Origin of the sequence: Stenotrophomonas sp. PS02298 (genome assembly GCF_029959445.1) — a bacterium.
Lineage (GTDB): Bacteria > Pseudomonadota > Gammaproteobacteria > Xanthomonadales > Xanthomonadaceae > Stenotrophomonas.
Genome location: NZ_JASCOR010000015.1, coordinates 1 through 16,534 on the forward strand (window position 1 = coordinate 1; position 16,534 = coordinate 16,534).

15 protein-coding genes are annotated in these 16,534 nt (G+C 61.9%); 13 read left to right on the top strand and 2 right to left on the bottom strand.

Going from position 1 to position 16,534, the window contains the following annotated elements; genetic code table 11:
• Positions 1 to 213, top strand: a 213-nt coding sequence (locus QMX78_RS04085) for a hypothetical protein (protein WP_282266801.1), incomplete at its 5' end; no start/stop codon positions are given.
• 125 nt (positions 214 to 338) lie between these two features.
• Here QMX78_RS04085 and QMX78_RS04090 read toward each other — a convergent pair.
• Positions 339 to 1,742, bottom strand: a complete 1,404-nt coding sequence (locus tag QMX78_RS04090) for a DEAD/DEAH box helicase (protein ID WP_282266803.1) — start codon at positions 1,740 to 1,742, stop codon at positions 339 to 341.
• 15 nt (positions 1,743 to 1,757) lie between these two features.
• Here QMX78_RS04090 and QMX78_RS04095 point away from each other — a divergent pair, with 15 nt between their 5' ends.
• The 3 genes from QMX78_RS04095 to maiA all read left to right on the top strand — a co-directional run bounded on the left by QMX78_RS04095 (position 1,758) and on the right by maiA (position 3,850).
• Positions 1,758 to 2,051 (top strand): hypothetical protein, encoded by a 294-nt coding sequence (locus QMX78_RS04095; protein WP_282266806.1) that lies wholly within the window; start codon positions 1,758 to 1,760, stop codon positions 2,049 to 2,051.
• A 64-nt stretch (positions 2,052 to 2,115) separates the two neighbouring features.
• Entirely contained in the window at positions 2,116 to 3,105 is a 990-nt protein-coding gene (locus tag QMX78_RS04100) for a fumarylacetoacetate hydrolase family protein (RefSeq protein WP_282266808.1), read from the top strand.
• 88 nt (positions 3,106 to 3,193) lie between these two features.
• On the top strand, positions 3,194 to 3,850 hold the full coding sequence (maiA, locus tag QMX78_RS04105; RefSeq protein ID WP_282266810.1) for a maleylacetoacetate isomerase: 657 nt from the start codon (positions 3,194 to 3,196) through the stop codon (positions 3,848 to 3,850).
• 237 nt (positions 3,851 to 4,087) lie between these two features.
• Here the strand turns inward: maiA and QMX78_RS04110 are convergent, their stop codons facing one another.
• On the bottom strand, positions 4,088 to 5,218 hold the full coding sequence (locus QMX78_RS04110) for a PilT/PilU family type 4a pilus ATPase (protein WP_282266812.1): 1,131 nt from the start codon (positions 5,216 to 5,218) through the stop codon (positions 4,088 to 4,090).
• A 97-nt stretch (positions 5,219 to 5,315) separates the two neighbouring features.
• On the opposite strand from QMX78_RS04110, the gene QMX78_RS04115 reads away from it, so the two are divergent.
• The 9 genes from QMX78_RS04115 (at position 5,316) to QMX78_RS04155 (ending at position 16,503) form a co-directional block, all read left to right on the top strand.
• Positions 5,316 to 5,702: a DUF4398 domain-containing protein gene (locus tag QMX78_RS04115; RefSeq protein WP_282266814.1), complete on the top strand. Its 387-nt coding sequence runs from the start codon at positions 5,316 to 5,318 to the stop codon at positions 5,700 to 5,702.
• Positions 5,702 to 6,583 carry an OmpA family protein gene (locus QMX78_RS04120; RefSeq protein WP_282266816.1) on the top strand — a complete coding sequence of 294 codons (882 nt, stop codon included), beginning with the start codon at positions 5,702 to 5,704 and terminating at the stop codon, positions 6,581 to 6,583. Before QMX78_RS04115 ends, QMX78_RS04120 begins: the two co-directional genes overlap by 1 nt.
• Positions 6,584 to 6,911: 328 nt before the next feature.
• Complete coding sequence (locus QMX78_RS04125) at positions 6,912 to 7,130, top strand: YdcH family protein (protein ID WP_282266820.1); 219 nt, start codon at positions 6,912 to 6,914, stop codon at positions 7,128 to 7,130.
• Between the two features lie 180 nt (positions 7,131 to 7,310).
• The gene (locus QMX78_RS04130; protein WP_282266825.1) at positions 7,311 to 8,681 is read left to right on the top strand and encodes a pyridoxal-phosphate dependent enzyme; all 1,371 of its coding nucleotides are present in this window, start codon (positions 7,311 to 7,313) and stop codon (positions 8,679 to 8,681) included.
• A gap of 87 nt (positions 8,682 to 8,768) precedes the next feature.
• Complete coding sequence (locus tag QMX78_RS04135) at positions 8,769 to 9,956, top strand: cystathionine gamma-synthase (protein ID WP_282266827.1); 1,188 nt, start codon at positions 8,769 to 8,771, stop codon at positions 9,954 to 9,956.
• Positions 9,953 to 10,744 carry an ABC transporter permease gene (locus tag QMX78_RS04140; RefSeq protein WP_282266829.1) on the top strand — a complete coding sequence of 264 codons (792 nt, stop codon included), beginning with the start codon at positions 9,953 to 9,955 and terminating at the stop codon, positions 10,742 to 10,744. Before QMX78_RS04135 ends, QMX78_RS04140 begins: the two co-directional genes overlap by 4 nt.
• Entirely contained in the window at positions 10,741 to 11,520 is a 780-nt protein-coding gene (locus tag QMX78_RS04145) for an ABC transporter ATP-binding protein (RefSeq protein ID WP_282266833.1), read from the top strand. Before QMX78_RS04140 ends, QMX78_RS04145 begins: the two co-directional genes overlap by 4 nt.
• Complete coding sequence (locus QMX78_RS04150; protein ID WP_282266835.1) at positions 11,517 to 12,914, top strand: glycosyltransferase; 1,398 nt, start codon at positions 11,517 to 11,519, stop codon at positions 12,912 to 12,914. Before QMX78_RS04145 ends, QMX78_RS04150 begins: the two co-directional genes overlap by 4 nt.
• Positions 12,877 to 16,503, top strand: a complete 3,627-nt coding sequence (locus tag QMX78_RS04155; RefSeq protein ID WP_282266837.1) for a glycosyltransferase — start codon at positions 12,877 to 12,879, stop codon at positions 16,501 to 16,503. Before QMX78_RS04150 ends, QMX78_RS04155 begins: the two co-directional genes overlap by 38 nt.
• Positions 16,504 to 16,534 lie beyond the last annotated feature (31 nt).

Genomic DNA, 16,534 nt, shown 5'->3' on the forward strand with positions numbered 1-16,534 from the left:
GCCAAAGCCGAAGCCAAAGCCGAAGCCGAAGCCGAAGCCAAAGCCAAGGCCGAAGCCAAGGCCGAAGCCAAAGCCGAAGCCAAAGCCAAAGCCAAAGCCAAAGCGTCTGGTCACCGCCGGTCGGGGCAAGCGCGGTGCCTGATTCTCGCCGTGGCAATGACGAGCCCTCCCTTCTCCCGCATGCGGGAGAAGGTGCCCCGCAGGGGCGGATGAGGGGCGCTGTTGCCACTGATTTGACCGTCGTACAAAACAAAAACTCAACACCCATAAACCAGAAAGGCCGACGCAATGCGTCGGCCTTTCTTTGCAACTCATCTCATCCCAACAAGACGTTGGAATCAGGCGCTGGTACGGCTCTGGCCACGGCCGCCACCACCACCACGACGCTGACCACCACCCGGGTGCGCATCACGACGCTGCTGGCCATTGCCGGCATTGCGCTGGCCGCCCGGCTTCTGCGGCTGGCCGCCACGGCCGCCGCGCGGTGCATCGCCGGTCGGGCGACGTGCCGCATGGCCGCCGTTGCCGCGACGCGGTGCCTTGTGGCCGCCCGGATGCTCAGCCTTGCCCGGTGCGCTGTTGCCCCAGCGAATCGGGGTGTGCGGCTCAAAGCCCGGCACGTCACGGATGTCCATGTCGCGGTCGAGCAGACGCACGATCTGGCGCAGCAGCTTGGCTTCGTCCTGGGCAACCAGCGACACAGCCTCACCGGTCGAACCGTTACGGCCGGTACGGCCGATACGGTGCACGTAGTCTTCCGGCACCATCGGCAGGTCGTAGTTGATGACCTTCGGCAGCTCGTTGATGTCGATGCCGCGGGCAGCGATATCGGTGGCCACCAGCACGGTCACGCGGCCGGCCTTGAAGTCAGCCAGTGCGCGCAGGCGCTGGCCCTGGCTCTTGTTGCCGTGGATTGCCGCGGTCTTGATGCCGGACTTCTCCAGGAAATCCGCCAGCTTGTCGCAGCCGTGCTTGGTGCGGCCGAACACCAGCGTCTGCACGCGGGAATCCTTGGCCAGCAGGTGCAGCAGCAGTTCACGCTTGCGCGCGCCATCCACCGGGTGCACGCGGTGGGTGATGGTCTCGGCAACGGTGTTCTTCGGCGTGACCTGGATCTGCTCCGGGTTGTGCATGAACTCCAACGCCAGCTGCTTGATGCTGTCTTCGAAGGTGGCCGAGAACAGCAGGGTCTGGCGATTCTGGCGCGGCAGCTTGGCCAGGATGCGCTTGATCGAGGGCAGGAAGCCCATGTCGAGCATGCGGTCGGCTTCGTCCAGCACCAGGATCTCGACGCCCGACAGGTCGACGCTGCGACGCTCCAGGTGGTCGATCAGGCGGCCCGGGCAGGCGACCAGCAGGTCGACGCCACGGCGCAGCATGTCCAGCTGGTTGCCCATGCCGACGCCACCGTAGATGCAGGCGCTGGGGATGCGCAGGTACTTGCTGTAGCCACGCAGGCTGTCATGCACCTGGGTGGCCAGTTCGCGGGTCGGTGCCAGCACCAGGGCGCGCGGACGGCGCGGGCCATTGCCCACGCTCTGTGGCGAGGTTGCCAGGTGCTGCAGCAGCGGCAGGCCGAACGCGGCGGTCTTGCCGGTACCGGTCTGGGCGCCGGCCAGCAGGTCGCGGCCGTCCAGCGCAAGCGGAATGGCCTGCTCCTGGATCGGGGTCGGGTTTTCGTAGCCCTGCTCGGCGAGCGCGCGCAGCAGGAAGGGCGCAAGGCCCAGGTTTTCAAACGACATGGAGTACTCCGAAACTTGAAGAACGCGCGCCCGCAGGGGCTTGCGTTGCTGATCATTGAAGACCAGCTGATCTCGGAGCGTTCCCGTAAACCGCGCTGCAAGATCTGGGATGCAACCAACGCGGTGCGCTGGCTGGAATGCGTGACGATAGGCGTCGGAGTGGGGGCGGGCGGGCGGATGGGCCAGATGGCCGCTGATCCTGCACCGCCGGCGATCCCTGAGGGAAACGGACGGCCGCTGGCAGACCGCGCTAGTCTAAGGGAATGTTTCGGCTGGCACAAAAACGCCCGTTCAGCATTCGACTGGTGAGGCTGGTGGTAGCTGGCTTATTCATTACAATTGAAACTTATTTCTCCGCAGACTGGACACTCCCATGAAGCTTGGTTCCCTGAAGGAAGGCGGCCGCGACGGCACCCTGATCGTGGTTTCGCGCGACCTGACCCGTGCGGTGCGGGCCGCTGGCATTGCCGCCACCCTGCAGCAGGCGCTGGAAGACTGGTCGAATCTGGCACCGCGGCTGAACGCGCTGTCCGAGCAGCTCAATGCCGGCGCCGTGGAAGGCGAGTTTGCCGTGGACATGCAGGCGCTGGCCGCGCCGCTGCCGCGCGCCTACGAATTCGTCGATGGCAGCGCCTACCTGCCGCACGTGGCGCGGGTGCGCAAGGCGCGCGGTGCCGAAGTGCCGGAAAGCTTCTATACCGATCCGCTGATGTACCAGGCCACCAGCGCCGGCTTCTACGGCCCGCGCGATGCAGTGAAGGTGATCAGCGAGGACTACGGCATCGATCTGGAAGCCGAGATCGTGGTCATCACCGACGACGTGCCCATGGCGGTGACGCCGGAGCAGGCGGCTGGCCACATCCAGCTGGTTGGCCTGGTCAACGACGTCAGCCTGCGTAACCTGATCCCGGGCGAACTGGCCAAGGGCTTTGGCTTCCTGCAGTCCAAGCCGCGCTCGGCGCTGAGCCCGGTGTTCGTTACCCCGGACGAGCTGGGCGCTGCGTGGCAGGACAGCAAGCTGCACCTGCCGCTGGTCACCCACATCAATGGCAAGTGGTTTGGCGCGCCGGAAGCCGGCGTGGACATGCAGTTCAACTTCGCCCAGCTGGTAGCGCACGCGGCCAAGACCCGTCCGCTGACTGCAGGTGCCGTCGTCGGCTCGGGCACCATCGCCAATGAAGACACCGCACTGGGCGCATCCTGTTTCGCTGAACAGCGCACGGTCGAAACCCTGCGTGACGGCAAGCCGTCGACACCGTTCATGAGTTTTGGTGATGTGGTGCACATTGAGATGCTGGACCGTGACGGCGTCAGCATTTTTGGTGCGATTGAACAGCGCATCGAACAGGCTTCGCGTCCCTGAAAGATAGTTGGCGCGTTGGCTGTGCTGGTGGTGAAGGAATCCTCACCGCCAGCCGTTATTGTGGTGGCAGGTGATGGGGGAATCTGACATGGAAGCAGGGCTGACGCTCTACAGTTATTGGCGCTCGAGTGCCGCTTATCGCGTGCGTATCGGCTTGAACCTGAAGGGCCTGGAGTACGCACTCACACCGGTGCATCTGGTGCGTGATGGCGGTCAGCAGCATGCGCCGGATTACGCCGCATTGAACCCGCAGGAACTGGTGCCGACGCTGCGTCACGGCGAGCGCGTACTGACCCAGTCGCTGGCCATTCTTGAGTACCTGGAAGAAGTCTTCCCCGAGCCGGCCCTGTTGCCGGACGACGCCGGTGGCCGTGCACGCGTGCGTGCATTGGCGCAGCAGGTCGCCTGCGACATCCACCCCTTGAACAATCTGCGGGTGATGCAGTTCTTCGATCGCGAATGGAACGTGCCGCAGCCCGAGCGTGACGAGTGGACGCTGCACTGGATGCGCACCGGCTTTGCCGCGCTGGAGACCATGCTGGCAGGTTCGTTCGACACCGGCCGCTATTGCCACGGCGCAGAGCCTGGCCTGGCCGATTGCTGCCTGGTGCCGCAGCTGTACAACGCCCGTCGTTTCCACCTGGACCTGACGCCGTATCCAACCCTGCAGCGGATTGAAGAAGCCTGCATGGCGCTGCCGGCATTCGACGCAGCCCGCCCGGAAAACCAGGTCGACGCGGTCTAACAGGGCTGGTGGTTGTGGGAGCGGCGCAAGCCGCGAAGCTGACATGCGATGTAGGAGCGGCGTAAGCCGCGAAGCCGGCATTGCATCCGAAGCAGCAGATCACCCAATGCCCGGCGAAATTGGTGTCCGGATCCATCAGTTGCTTCGCGGCTTACGCCGCTCCCACAAAAGCCAGGGTCGACCCGCTTCATGAAAAAGCCCCGCAATGCGGGGCTTTCTGTTGCATGAACCACCAGCTCAGAACCCGTGCGTGATCGCCGCCGGTGCCGATACCGCGAAATCCGCATACGGATCATGCTCGCCGCTGCCACCTTCGGAGAGGCGGAACTTCAGCGCCAGGCCATCGCGCGAGTCGGCGGCGCGTAGCGCTTCCTCCTGTTCGATGATGCCGTCCTTCACCATCCGGAACAGGCACTGGTCGAAGCTCTGCATGCCTTCTTCCAGCGAGTCTTCCATTGCCTGCTTGATGGTGTGCACCTCGCCGCGGCGCAGCAGGTCGCGGATCATCGGCGTGTTGATGAGCACTTCGGTTGCGGGGCGGCGGCGGCCGTCCTTGCCCTTGACCAGGCGCTGCGACACCACCGCGCGCAGGTTCAGCGACAAGTTCATCAAGACGTTCTTGTGCGCGCTTTCCGGGAAGAAGTTGAGGATGCGCTCGATGGTCTGGTCAGCGTTGTTGGAGTGCAGCGTGGCCAGGCACAGGTGCCCGGTCTCGGCGAAGGCGATGGCTGCCTCCATGGTCTCGGCGTCGAGGATTTCGCCGATCAGGATCACGTCCGGTGCTTCACGCATCGCGTTCTTCAGCGCGTTGTGGAAGGCGTGGGTATCCAGGCCGACTTCGCGCTGGTTGACGATGGACTGCTTGTGCTTGTGCAGGAATTCGATCGGGTCCTCGATGGTGAGGATGTGCCCGGTCGAGGTGCTGTTGCGGTGGTCGATCATCGAGGCCAGCGAGGTCGACTTGCCCGAGCCGGTCGAGCCGACCACCAGCACCAGCCCGCGCGGGGTCATGATCACGTCCTTCAGCACCTGCGGGAGGTTGAGCTCCTCGATGCTGGGGATGCGGCTCTTGATCGCACGGATGACCATGCCGACTTCACCGCGCTGCTTGAACACGTTGACGCGGAAGCGCCCGGCGTCGGCCAGGGCGATGGCCATGTTCAGTTCCAGGTCGCGCTCGAACTGCGGCACCTGGCCTTCGTCCATCAGCGAGTAGGCGATTTTCTTGACCATGCCCGGCGGCAGGCCGGTATTGCCCAGCGGGTACAACTTGCCTTCAATCTTGATGTAAACCGGCGCTCCGGTGGTCAAAAACATGTCCGAAGCGTTTTTTTCGGTCATCAGCTTCAAGAAATAGCCGATATCCATGCGAAATTTTCCCCAACAAACGGCGGCGTGCCGTTGCAAGCACGCCTCAGGCTTGACCACAATGGCCGTGCTCAGTCACCCAAGCAACGGCTCCCCAATGAAATCTAGCTTCGCACAATTAAGACGATTCCTGTGTGCTACCGCCTGCACATTCGTGCTATGCGGCAGTGCTTTGGCGCAGGATCCGGGCGCAATGGAATTGCTTGCCGCACAACAGGCCGTCGAGAAGGCCGACCGTGCCGACGCCGATCAGTACGCGCCGGACACGATGGCGATGGCCCGCCAGCAGCTGGGCCAGGCCCAGCAGGCAGCAGGCGACCGACGGCAGCGCAAGCAGGCGCCGATCCTGGCGCTGCGCGCTGCAGCCGACGCCGATCTGGCACGTGCGCAAAGCGAGGAAGCCGTTGCACAGGCCCAGCTGGCCCAGCGCAAGGCTGAGGTTGCACAGCTGCAACGCCAGTTGGCGACAGGGGAGGGACGTTGATGCGGATCCGGAATCTGGTGGTTGTCGGCCTGTTGGCCATGCCGTTGCTGGCGCTGGCCGCGGAAGACCCGGCGGTGGCGTCCTTGAACCAGCGTCTGCTGGTGCTGCAGGCCGACATGGCCACGGCCGACGTGGCCTCGTTCGAGAAGCTGCAGGCACAGCAAGCCATCGCAGCGCTGGCCAAGGCCAAGCGCAAGGAGCTGGATGACGCCCGTTACCTGGCCGAGCGTCGTGTCGCGATTGCCGAGGCAGCCAGCCGCGCGGCGTTGGCGCAACGTGAGGCCGACGAACTGGAGCGGACCCGCAGCGAGTTGCTGATCGAGGCTAGCCGCCGCGATGCCGCCCGTGCCCGTCAGGAAGCCGAACAGCTGCGGGTACAGACCCAGATCCAGGCCGAGGAGGCCGAGCGCCTGCGCCTGGCGGCCGAAGCCGAGACCTTGGCCCGGCAGGACGCGGAGACTGCGTTGACCAGTGTCGCCGGTCGCCAGCAGGCGCGTTTGAGCACGGCCCAGCAGAACGCGGCCAAGCTGGCCCGCGAGGAAGCGGAGCTGGTGTCCGGGCAGAAGTTGCCGGCCTCCAAGTTCGATGGCCGTGGCGAGATCTACACCTTCAGCGGCGATGCGTTCGCGGCTGGCCAGGCGACGTTGTCCGCCGCTGCCGGCAACCAGGCCAAGGCGCTGGCCGAGTACCTGAACATCGGCAAGAAGGGCCGGGTCACCATCGAAGCCTATGACAGCGCCAATGGTGTTGGTCAGCGGCGTGCGCAGGCGCTCAAGGACGCGCTGGTGGCAGGCGGCGTTGCGGCCAACCGCATCCAGGTGACGGGTAAGAAAGCAGCCTCTACCCGGGCCCGTTCAGCGGAAGTCATTATCGCGCCGTGACAAACTTAAATGGCTGAACTTGTTAGGTTTTTGTCATTCGCGTGAGGCTGAATGCGGATCGATTTGAATATTCAGTAAACGTTTCCGCATAGCTCTTGCCGGAACCTTTCTGCAGGCGTAGGGTCAATTGTCCGGGCGGCACTTTCGTCGTCCGGACAACGGAGGGCCGAGCCGGTGCAAGCGTGGCGCGAACCAGTAACCGATAGCTCCTGGCAGGTTGGCCGGAGGACGGTTGGTGGTGCCACGGTGAGCGGCTTGGCTTTCCAATCCAGCAACGCCCCGTGCCGCCAGGCCGGGGCGTTCTTGTTTCTGCATGAAGGAGGTAGTCATGTTCGAAGGGCAGCCGCAGAGTGAAATCGACGCATTGGCCAAGGCCAACCCGGAGTTCAAGCAGCTCTACCAACAGCACAAGAAGCTGAACAAGAAATGCATGGACGCGGAGCTGGGTGTGCTCCCGATTGACGGGGCAACCTTGGGACAGATGAAACGGGAAAAACTGCTGGCCAAGCAGAAGCTCCTGCGGATTTACGAAAACAGCATCAACTGAACCTTCCCCACGCTGGACCGTTTATGTCGCGGACCGTGGCGGCCTCCTCGTCGGCCGTCATTGTCCGCGTCACTTGGCAGTGTTGGCCTGCTGCCTGAAGGTGGGGTTACCTGACTTTCGCGCACAACCAACGGATAATCATCGGTCCGGCCGCAGTGCGGCGCGATCTGAAGTCAACCGATGCCCATCCATTCCTCCATCCTCGAACTCATTGGCAATACGCCCATCATCAAGGCCCAGCGCCTGGATGCCGGCGTCTGCGAGCTGTACCTCAAGATGGAGAGTGCCAACCCGGGTGGGTCGATCAAGGACCGTATCGGTCTGTCGATGATCGAGGCCGCCGAGAAGCGTGGCGATCTCAAGCCCGGCGCTACGCTGGTGGAAGGCACCGCCGGCAATACCGGCCTGGGCCTGGCGCTGGTGGCGCAGCAGAAGGGCTACAAGCTCATTCTGGTGGTGCCGGACAAGATGAGCCGGGAGAAGATCTTCAATCTGAAGGCCATGGGCGCCGAAGTGGTGCTGACCCGTTCGGACGTGGCCAAGGGCCACCCGGAGTACTACCAGGACCTGGCCAAGACCGTCGCGGACCGTACCCCCGGCGCCTACTTCATCAACCAGTTCGGCAATCCGGACAACCCGGCTGCGCACGAGTTCGGCACCGGCCCGGAGATCATCGAGCAGATGGGCGGCGACCTGGACGCCATCGTGTTCGGCTGCGGCAGCTCCGGCACCATGACCGGCCTGTCGCGCGCCTTTGCCAAGCTTTCGCCGAAGACCGAGCTGGTGCTGGCGGATCCGGTTGGCTCGATCCTGGCCGAGTACATCAACGACGGCACGCTGAACGAAAAGTCCGGCAGCTGGCTGGTCGAGGGCATCGGTGAGGATTTCCTGCCCGATATCGCCGATTTCAGCCGGGTCAAGAAGGCTTACGCCATCAGCGATGCCGAGAGCTTCCACACCGCGCGTGAGCTGCTGGGCAAGGAGGGCATCCTCGGTGGCTCGTCCACCGGCACCCTGCTGGCTGCTGCGCTGAAGTACTGCCGCGAGCAGACCACGCCGAAGAAGGTGCTGGTGCTGGTGCCGGATACCGGCAACAAGTACCTGTCCAAGATGTACAACGACTACTGGATGCTGGACAACGGCTTCCTCGAGCGCCCGCAGTTCGGCGACCTGCGTGACCTGATCCTGCGCCCGTACAGCCAGCGCGACACCGTCGTGGTGGGCCCGAAGGACCTGCTGACCACCGCCTACCAGCGCATGAAGCTGTACGACGTGTCGCAGTTGCCGGTGATGGATGGCAGCCAGCTGGTCGGCATCATCGACGAAAGCGATGTGCTGTTGCACGTATATGGCGATGAAGCCCGTTTCCGTGACCCGGTGTCGGTAGCCATGGTCAGCAAACTGGACCGTTTGGACGTCAAATCGCCGATCGAAGCCCTGCTGCCGGTGTTTGACCGCGGCCAGGTAGCCATCATCACCGATGGTGACGCATTTCTCGGTTTGATCACCCGTATCGATCTGCTGAACTACCTGCGTCGCAGGGTTCAGTGAGTCTCGCGGGCACCTCTTGCGGGTGCCCAGCCTGAAAAATCAGATGAGGCTGGTAGAATCCCGCCTCTTTAGCTGGAAGTAGTAGTCATGACGGATCAGCATTCACGCAGCCAGGAGGGCGAGCGCAGCCTGTCGCTTGCCACGTTGGCCATCCATGGCGGGCAGTCGCCTGACCCCAGCACCGGCGCTGTCATGCCGCCGATCTACGCGACTTCGACTTATGCCCAGTCCAGCCCGGGCGAGCACCAGGGCTTCGAGTACTCACGCACGCACAACCCGACCCGCTTCGCTTACGAGCGTTGCGTGGCCTCGCTGGAAGGCGGCACGCGTGGCTTTGCCTTTGCCTCGGGCATGGCTGCCAGCTCCACCGTGATCGAACTGCTGGACGCAGGCAGCCACGTGGTGGCGATGGACGACATCTACGGTGGCAGCTTCCGCCTGTTCGAGCGCGTGCGTCGCCGCACCGCTGCACTGGATTTCAGCTTCGTCGACCTGACCGACCCGGCCGTGTTCGAAGCCGCGATCACGCCCAAGACCAGGATGGTGTGGATCGAGACCCCGACCAACCCGATGCTGAAGATCGTGGACATCGCCGCGGTCGCCGCCATCGCCAAGCGTCATGGCCTGGTCGTGGTGGTGGATAACACCTTCGCCTCGCCGATGCTGCAGCGTCCGCTGGAGCTGGGGGCGGACCTGGTGCTGCATTCGGCCACCAAATACCTCAATGGCCACTCCGACATGGTCGGCGGCATGGTGGTGGTTGGTGACAATGCCGAGCTCGCCGAGCAGATGGCCTTCCTGCAGAATTCCATTGGTGGCGTGCAGGGCCCGTTTGACAGCTTCCTGGCCCTGCGTGGCCTGAAGACCCTGCCGCTGCGCATGAAGGCGCATTGCGCCAACGCGATGGAGCTGGCCAAGTGGCTGGAAACCCACCCGTCAGTGCAAAAGGTGATCTACCCGGGCCTGGCCTCGCACCCGCAGCACGAACTGGCTGGCAAGCAGATGGCCGGTTACGGCGGCATCGTCTCGATCGTGCTCAAGGGCGGATTCGAAGCAGCCAAACGTTTCTGCGAGAAGACCGAACTGTTCACGTTGGCCGAGTCACTTGGCGGCGTGGAAAGCCTGGTCAACCACCCGGCGGTGATGACGCATGCCTCCATCCCGGTCGAACGCCGCGCGCAGCTGGGTATCAGCGATGCGTTGGTTCGTTTGAGCGTGGGCGTGGAAGACGTGGTTGATCTGCGTGCTGATCTCGAGCAGGCACTGGCAGGATGAGTCGTTCGCTTATCGGTGATTACATCGACAGCTTCCGTAACCCCGGGTTCTGGACCTACTCCACCTGGTTGGAGCTGGTGACCAAGTACCGCCGTTCGCGGTTGGGTTTGTTCTGGGCGCTGTGTCCTGCCTTGGTGTACATGTTTGGTGTGGGTGGCTTTTTTGGGCACCTCCAGGGACATGTGTCGGACACCTATATTCCGCATCTCGGTATTGGCTATGTGTTGTTTCGTTTGATTACGATAAGTCTGAGTGAGAGTACGACGACTTTGCCGGGTCACTCCAGTTTCATTTTGGACGGACGAGTACGCTTGACCGACTATGTTCTTCGCGTGGTTGCCAAGGCGTTCTTCTACTTCGTGATGGCATTGCCTGCGGTCATTGTGGCCTTGTCCATCAGCCCGTCCTTCAACCCGGCAGGTTTGTTGCTATCGCTGCCTTGGTTTTTGCTGTTGTTGCTGAATCTGGGTTGGATGGTAGCGATCGTGGCGGTGCTTGGTGCGCGCTTGCAGGATGTGCATGAGCTGATCGGCAGCATTCTCATGTTCAGTTTTCTGTTCACGCCGATCATCTGGTACGCGGACCAAGCCCCGGCAGATACCTTGCGCGGGATGATCGCCCGTGCCAATCCGCTGTATCACATGATTGAAAGTGTGCGAGCCCCGATGTTGGGTGAGCCAGTGGAGAAACTCACCTACATCTATCTCGCCGTGATGCTGGTGGGTGGTTGGCTGGTAGCCTCATTTATTTATCGGCGTTTTGCACGCTATGTGCCGGTGTGGGTATGACTTCGGAAATTTATCTGCGGGCCAAGGGTATCGGCTTGGATCTGCCTACTTACACGCAGGAGCAGCGCTCCATCAAGGCCAGTGCCGGCGTGCTGTTGCGGGCTGCTTTCCAGCCGCCAAAGCGCAAGATGCGCACCACGCTGGAGGACATCAATTTTGATCTCCGCCCGGGTGATAGGCTGGCAGTCTTGGGCCGCAACGGCGCAGGCAAGTCGACGCTGCTCAAGGTGCTGGTTGGAGCCTATCCACCCACCCGTGGGGTGCTTGAGGTTTCGGGCGCACGACAGGCATTGTTGAACCTGTCATTGGGCTTCAACTCCGAAGCTACAGTTGTCGAGAATATCCTGCTACGAGGTATTGCGATGGGCCTGAAAGCCAAGCAGGCGCATGCGATCGTCGAGGAAGTATTGGATTTCGCCGAGCTTGCTGAAAAGACTGGTGACCGTTTGCGGACGCTGTCTTCAGGGCAACGCATGCGCTTGGGTTTTGCCTTGGCTACGGCCGTGCAGCATGAAATCCTGATCATGGATGAGTGGATCGGCACCGGCGATGCAGGTTTCGTGCAGAAGGCTCAGGAACGTATTCATTCACGTGTCAACAGTGCCCAGATTGTGGTGTTGGCCAGCCATAACTTCAAGTTGATGGAAAATGTGTGCACTCAGGCGATCTCGCTGGAAAATGGCCGGATTCACCGTGTTGGTGAGGTCAAGGACGTGCTCGCCAATTTCCAGGAACTGTTGCGCAGCAGCGCCCCTGTAGCGGCTCCCGCAGAATGAAGCTGCTGCTGGTTGCCTACGATTTCCCGCCAATTCCATCACCGCAGGCGTTGCGGTGGGCCTATTTGGCACGTGAGCTCGCCTTGGCTGGGCATGATGTTGAGGTGATCGCCCCGGATCTGCCTGGCTATGGGCCTGGTGGGTTGCCTGTGTTGCCTGCGACAGTGATCGTGCACCGCGTGGACCCAGGCAAGCTTTCCCGGTTGCTGATGGGGCGGCAGAGGTCCATTGCCGTAGAGCCACCGGCTCAGACGGCGGCAGCTGCAGAAGCGACGCCGGCCATGCCGGCGCCGCAGTTTGAGGCCACGCCGGTGCTGAACTGGAAGGGACGCACGCGTAGGCGTGTGGAACGAGCAATAGGCATTGTGGGTGGTCTGAATTGGAAGGGGGCCTTGGCTGAAAAGGTCAAGACACTCGTTTCCGATCGGGTATTTCCTGATTATCGCGTCGAGTGGGTGGCGAGCGCGGTGGCGAAGCTGGAGGAAGTGGCGCGGCAGCGGCCACCGGATGTAGTTGTGGTTTCGCATGAACCAGCTTGCTCGTTGCCGGTGGGGTTGGCGGCGGCAAAGCGCGGCATGGTTTTGGCGGTTGACATGGGTGACCCCGTGTTGGCGCCATACACACCTGCCAAGTGGCGTAAGAAAGCGTTTGCTCTGGAGCGTGATGTCTGCAAAGCGGCCAGCTTTGTCAGTGTGACCACCGAGGCTGCGGCGCAGCTGCTGATCCAGCGCCATGCTTTGGCGAGCGAGCGCGTTGCGGTGGTGCGACAGGGTTTCGATTGCGCGTTCAAAGTGGAGCAGGAGCTAGCCCTTGAGTTCGATCCACAACGTTTGGAACTCCTTTACACCGGCAGCTTTTACAGTTTCCGCCGTGCTGAGGATATCTTGACGGCAGTCAGTGCAGTTCCTGGAGTGCGGTTGACCGTGGCAACGATCAGTGCGCCGGACTATCTGGTCAAGGCAGCCGAAGATTCGCCGCAAAGCATCCGTATCATCGGGTTCATGCCTCATCGGGCGGCGCTTGCCGCACAGCGTGCGTGTGATGTGCTGGTCAACTTGGCCAATGCCGACCCGGTGCAGGTGCCGGGCAAAGTTTTCGAATATCTGGGTGCAGGCAAGCCCATTTTGCATCTACGTGGCGAACAACAGGATGCTACCGGGCAGATTCTGGCCCGACTTGGCGCGGGTTGGGAGCTGCCCGCCAACGCTGGGGGTCCCCTGAGTACGCTGCTGCAGCAGATGAAAGAGCTCAAATCAGCCGGACAGTTGCATACGCATGCCCCGGCGCGCGCTGCGGTCTACGAGTACTCTTGGCGCAATCTGGCGGCTGCATGGGCCGATCAGATGCAGGGAGTGCTTGAAAGGGACGGCGAGCAAGGGCGCGCTCATGTATAGCGGCTTGAGTCTGACGGCGCTTCGCAGGCTCCGGGATTCGCTAGGTCGCATCGATGAGTTGAAGGCGGAGCGCGAGGTTGCGCAGCGGGCGCTGTCGACAGTGCAGGAAGAGTTGCAAGTTGAGCGACAGCGTGTCGCTTCCGTCGAACGCGAATTGCAGGCATTCAAGGCGCAGCAGCCGTTGCAGCGGATGCGACGCCTGCTCTCAGCCACACGGCAGCAGCCGCGGTTGTTGCTGGATTGGCCAGGGAAACTGTTGAGGGCGCTGCGGCCGGCCAGAACTGCCGTTGAGGCGCGCCGACCAGGGTTTGAGTTCACCGCTTTACAGACCGCCGAAGTCGAGTTGGGACCGATAGCATCAACGGATGAAATCGCACCTCCGCTGCTCGCTTTGCCGGCTGCGGGAGCTTTGCCGGTGGATCCGGCGCAGCTACGTGTTGCCCTGATATGTGACCGCTTTACTGCCGACAGCCTTTCCTTGGAATGCCAGGTGGCGGCCTTGCGGCCGGATAACTGGCAGGCGCAGATCGCGGAATTTCAACCGCATCTGCTGTTTGTCGAATCTGCCTGGGTGGGATTGGAAGGCGAATGGCAAGATAAGGTCGTCAGCGCAGGTGCCGAGCTTCGCAGCTTGGTAGCCAGTTGCAGGCAGGCCGGAATTCCTACGGTTTTCTGGAACAAGGAAGACCCGCTGCATTTTGAAGCCTTTCTGCAGACGGCGAGCCTGTTTGACCATGTGTTCACGACAGATGCGGATTCGCTGCTCGAATACCGGCGGAAATTGGGCCATCAGCGCATTGGTGTTTTGCCCTTCGCTGTTCAGCCGCGCCTTCACCATCCTTTCAAACAGGCTGGCGAAGAACGTATCGCGGGCAGTTTTTTTGCAGGCGCCTGGTACGGCAACCTTACAGAACGTTGCCGAGATTTCCGCAGTCTGGCCGACTCCCTGGCCCTTGTTGGGCCATTGAGCATCCACGATCGCAACGATCGCAAGGGTGTGCCAGGGCGCCAGTACCCGGCAGAGTTCGTCCCCCATCTGCGCCCGGCAGTTGCTTATGAACAGACCCCAGCTCTGTACCGCAACTACCAGATAGGGCTGTCGCTGAATACGATCAAGCAAAGCTCGACGATGTTTGCTCGCCGTGCGTTGGAGCTGATCTGTACCAACACCTCGGTCTACAGCAACTATTCGCGTGCGCTGACCCTGCTGTTCGGCGACCTGCTACGGGTCTCGGACGATGGTTCCCAGGTTTTGGATTGGGCTTGGCACGAACTGCAGGATCCGGATTCGGCCGAGCATCGGCAGCGACGTCTGCAGGCAATGCGGAAGGTCCTGAGCGAACACACCTGGGACTCGCGGCTGCGTACGGTAATGGCTACGGTGAGTGGCTCGCCGCTATCGGAGGCGAGCGACTCTGTGGTTGTCGTGTCGCAGATCAGTGATCTCGGCCAGGCGCAAAAGTTGGTGCAGATGGCCCGCGATCAGCACAGAGTCGAGGTTTCGCTTTTCGTGCTGGCGCCGGATGACATCGTGTTGCCGCCGGAGCTGCAGCGGTTGTCGGTTGATGCATTGGGAGCCTTGCCCGGGCAGACGTTTGCCGGCCGGTTGGTAGCGGTTTGGCACGTCGACGATGCCTATGGTCCGCACTATCTGACTGATCTGGTCGCAGCCTTGCGCTTCGATCAGGGGCGAGTGGTGGGTAAGGCCTGTTATGTGCGCAGCACCCCGAATGATTCAGTGATCGAAGGTGCGGGGCTTGAGTATTGCCAGACCAAGCGTTTGGCTTGGCGGCGGACCTTGGCCGATGCGGAAAGCTGGACAGATACGCTGGGAGCTGTGCTTGCAGATATTGATAACGGTGGCTTCGAAGGCGAGGGCTTGCTTTCGATTGATCGCGAATCGTATCTGCAATCGGCGGCGCTGTCGGAATTGCCAGCACCGCTGGAGTTCGAGCAGGGCACGTCACTTGCGGTGTTGGATGCATACCTGCAGGAGCTGCTGACCAACATGCAGGCCTCGGCCGCACCTGTGGGTGTGTCCGGCGGCGAGTTGGAACGGCTGTTCAAGGGCGGCGTGCTGCCCGCAAGAACTTCAGTGGCCCTGCGCAATGGCGCGCTCGAGGTTGTTAGCAAATTGCCTCCCAGGCAGGAAGATGCGCTTTTTTCTGGCTGGTTCTCCGCCAGTGACCTTCACCAAGGGCGAGCTCAAACGCGGTTGCGACTACGCGCCGAAGCGAGTCCTGCATTCGAGCTCTATCTCGATGCGGGCAGTTCGGAAAGTGGCCGGACGCTGGACCGTCGCCATTTGCAGGGAGGGGTTACCCATTCCGTTGCTGCCGCTGCAGATGTGGATAGCTACCGGTTTGCCGTGGCCATCCGCGGGCCATATGTGGGCTATTGGCAGGGCGTGGCGGTCGAGGATTCGTCGCCGGACCCGTTGATTCTTCCTGGGCAAGGTAGATTGCTGGTTGTGGCCAACGGCTACCCTCGCGCCGGAGATCTATATCGCAACGCGTTTGTGCATCGCCGAGTGAAGCTCTATCAGGCCCGAGGTATCAACGTCGATGTTGTTTGGGTGTCGTCAAGCTTGCAGCGTCACAGCTACGCATTCGACGGCGTCCGCGTGACGATATGTGACGGGCTGACGCTCAAGCAGACCCTGCTGCACTCGGGGCACTCGGCGATCGCCGTGCATTTTCTCGATGAAGAGATCTGGTCGGGCATCGAGCAAGCCGCCCAGCAGGTGCGTACCGTGGTTTGGTTGCATGGGGCAGAAGTCCAATCTTGGGCGCGCCGTAGCTACAACTTCGACACCGAAGGCGCACGCGCCGAGGCGCAACGATCGAGCGATCAGCGCATGAGGTTCTGGGCGGGACTGTTTGCGGCGCCGCCTGCGCATCTACGTTTTGTTTTTGTGTCACTGGGACTTTATCGGGATGCCTGCGCCGACATCGGTTCTGCACCGCCGGCAGGTAGTTGGCAGGTGATCCACAATCCAATCGACACCGGAATTTTTCAGTATCGGCCGAAGACCGCCGAGCATAGGTTGCGAGTGCTGTCGATCAGACCCCATGCCAGCCGCACCTATGCCAATGACTTGGTAGCGGAGGCCATCTCGATCATGGCATTGGCGCCGGAGTTTGAGCAGATGCATTTCACTCTGGTCGGTGACGGACCTTTGTGGGATGCCAATTTTTCGGGGCTGCAACAGTACGCGAACGTAGTTCTGCAACGGGGTTTTGTCACCCAGCAAGAGGTGGCGGAACTACATGCCGATCACGGAATATTTCTTGTGCCAACCCGTAGCGATAGCCAAGGTGTGAGTCGCGACGAGGCGATGGCCTCGGGCTTGGTGCCGGTAACCATGGACGTCGGGGCTGTTGCGGAGTTTGTCGATGACAGTTGCGGGGTGTTGTGTGCAGCGGAGGACTCAGCACAGTTGGCGGCAGGCTGCCTGAGCCTGGTCAGGGACAGGCAGCTGTTTGCATCGCTATCATCGGCTGCTGCAAACAGGGTTGGGCGGCAGTCAGCGGCTGAATTGATCGCCGACAGTGAAATCAAGGTTCTGGGCCTGGATAGCCGGCTCTGACGTTTTTTTGAAATTCAGGATATCAAGGAAT

Bases quoted from the DNA above. Each gene is read 5' to 3' on its own strand.
- maiA (WP_282266810.1), top strand. From the start codon at position 3,194: ATGGAAGCAGGGCTGACGCTCTACAGTTATTGGCGCTCGAGTGCCGCT.
- QMX78_RS04145 (WP_282266833.1), top strand. From the start codon at position 10,741: ATGACTTCGGAAATTTATCTGCGGGCCAAGGGTATCGGCTTGGATCTG.
- QMX78_RS04090 (WP_282266803.1), bottom strand. From the start codon at position 1,742: ATGTCGTTTGAAAACCTGGGCCTTGCGCCCTTCCTGCTGCGCGCGCTC.
- QMX78_RS04150 (WP_282266835.1), top strand. From the start codon at position 11,517: ATGAAGCTGCTGCTGGTTGCCTACGATTTCCCGCCAATTCCATCACCG.
- QMX78_RS04120 (WP_282266816.1), top strand. From the start codon at position 5,702: ATGCGGATCCGGAATCTGGTGGTTGTCGGCCTGTTGGCCATGCCGTTG.
- QMX78_RS04115 (WP_282266814.1), top strand. From the start codon at position 5,316: ATGAAATCTAGCTTCGCACAATTAAGACGATTCCTGTGTGCTACCGCC.
- QMX78_RS04110 (WP_282266812.1), bottom strand. From the start codon at position 5,218: ATGGATATCGGCTATTTCTTGAAGCTGATGACCGAAAAAAACGCTTCG.
- QMX78_RS04100 (WP_282266808.1), top strand. From the start codon at position 2,116: ATGAAGCTTGGTTCCCTGAAGGAAGGCGGCCGCGACGGCACCCTGATC.
- QMX78_RS04140 (WP_282266829.1), top strand. From the start codon at position 9,953: ATGAGTCGTTCGCTTATCGGTGATTACATCGACAGCTTCCGTAACCCC.
- QMX78_RS04135 (WP_282266827.1), top strand. From the start codon at position 8,769: ATGACGGATCAGCATTCACGCAGCCAGGAGGGCGAGCGCAGCCTGTCG.
- QMX78_RS04125 (WP_282266820.1), top strand. From the start codon at position 6,912: ATGTTCGAAGGGCAGCCGCAGAGTGAAATCGACGCATTGGCCAAGGCC.
- QMX78_RS04130 (WP_282266825.1), top strand. From the start codon at position 7,311: ATGCCCATCCATTCCTCCATCCTCGAACTCATTGGCAATACGCCCATC.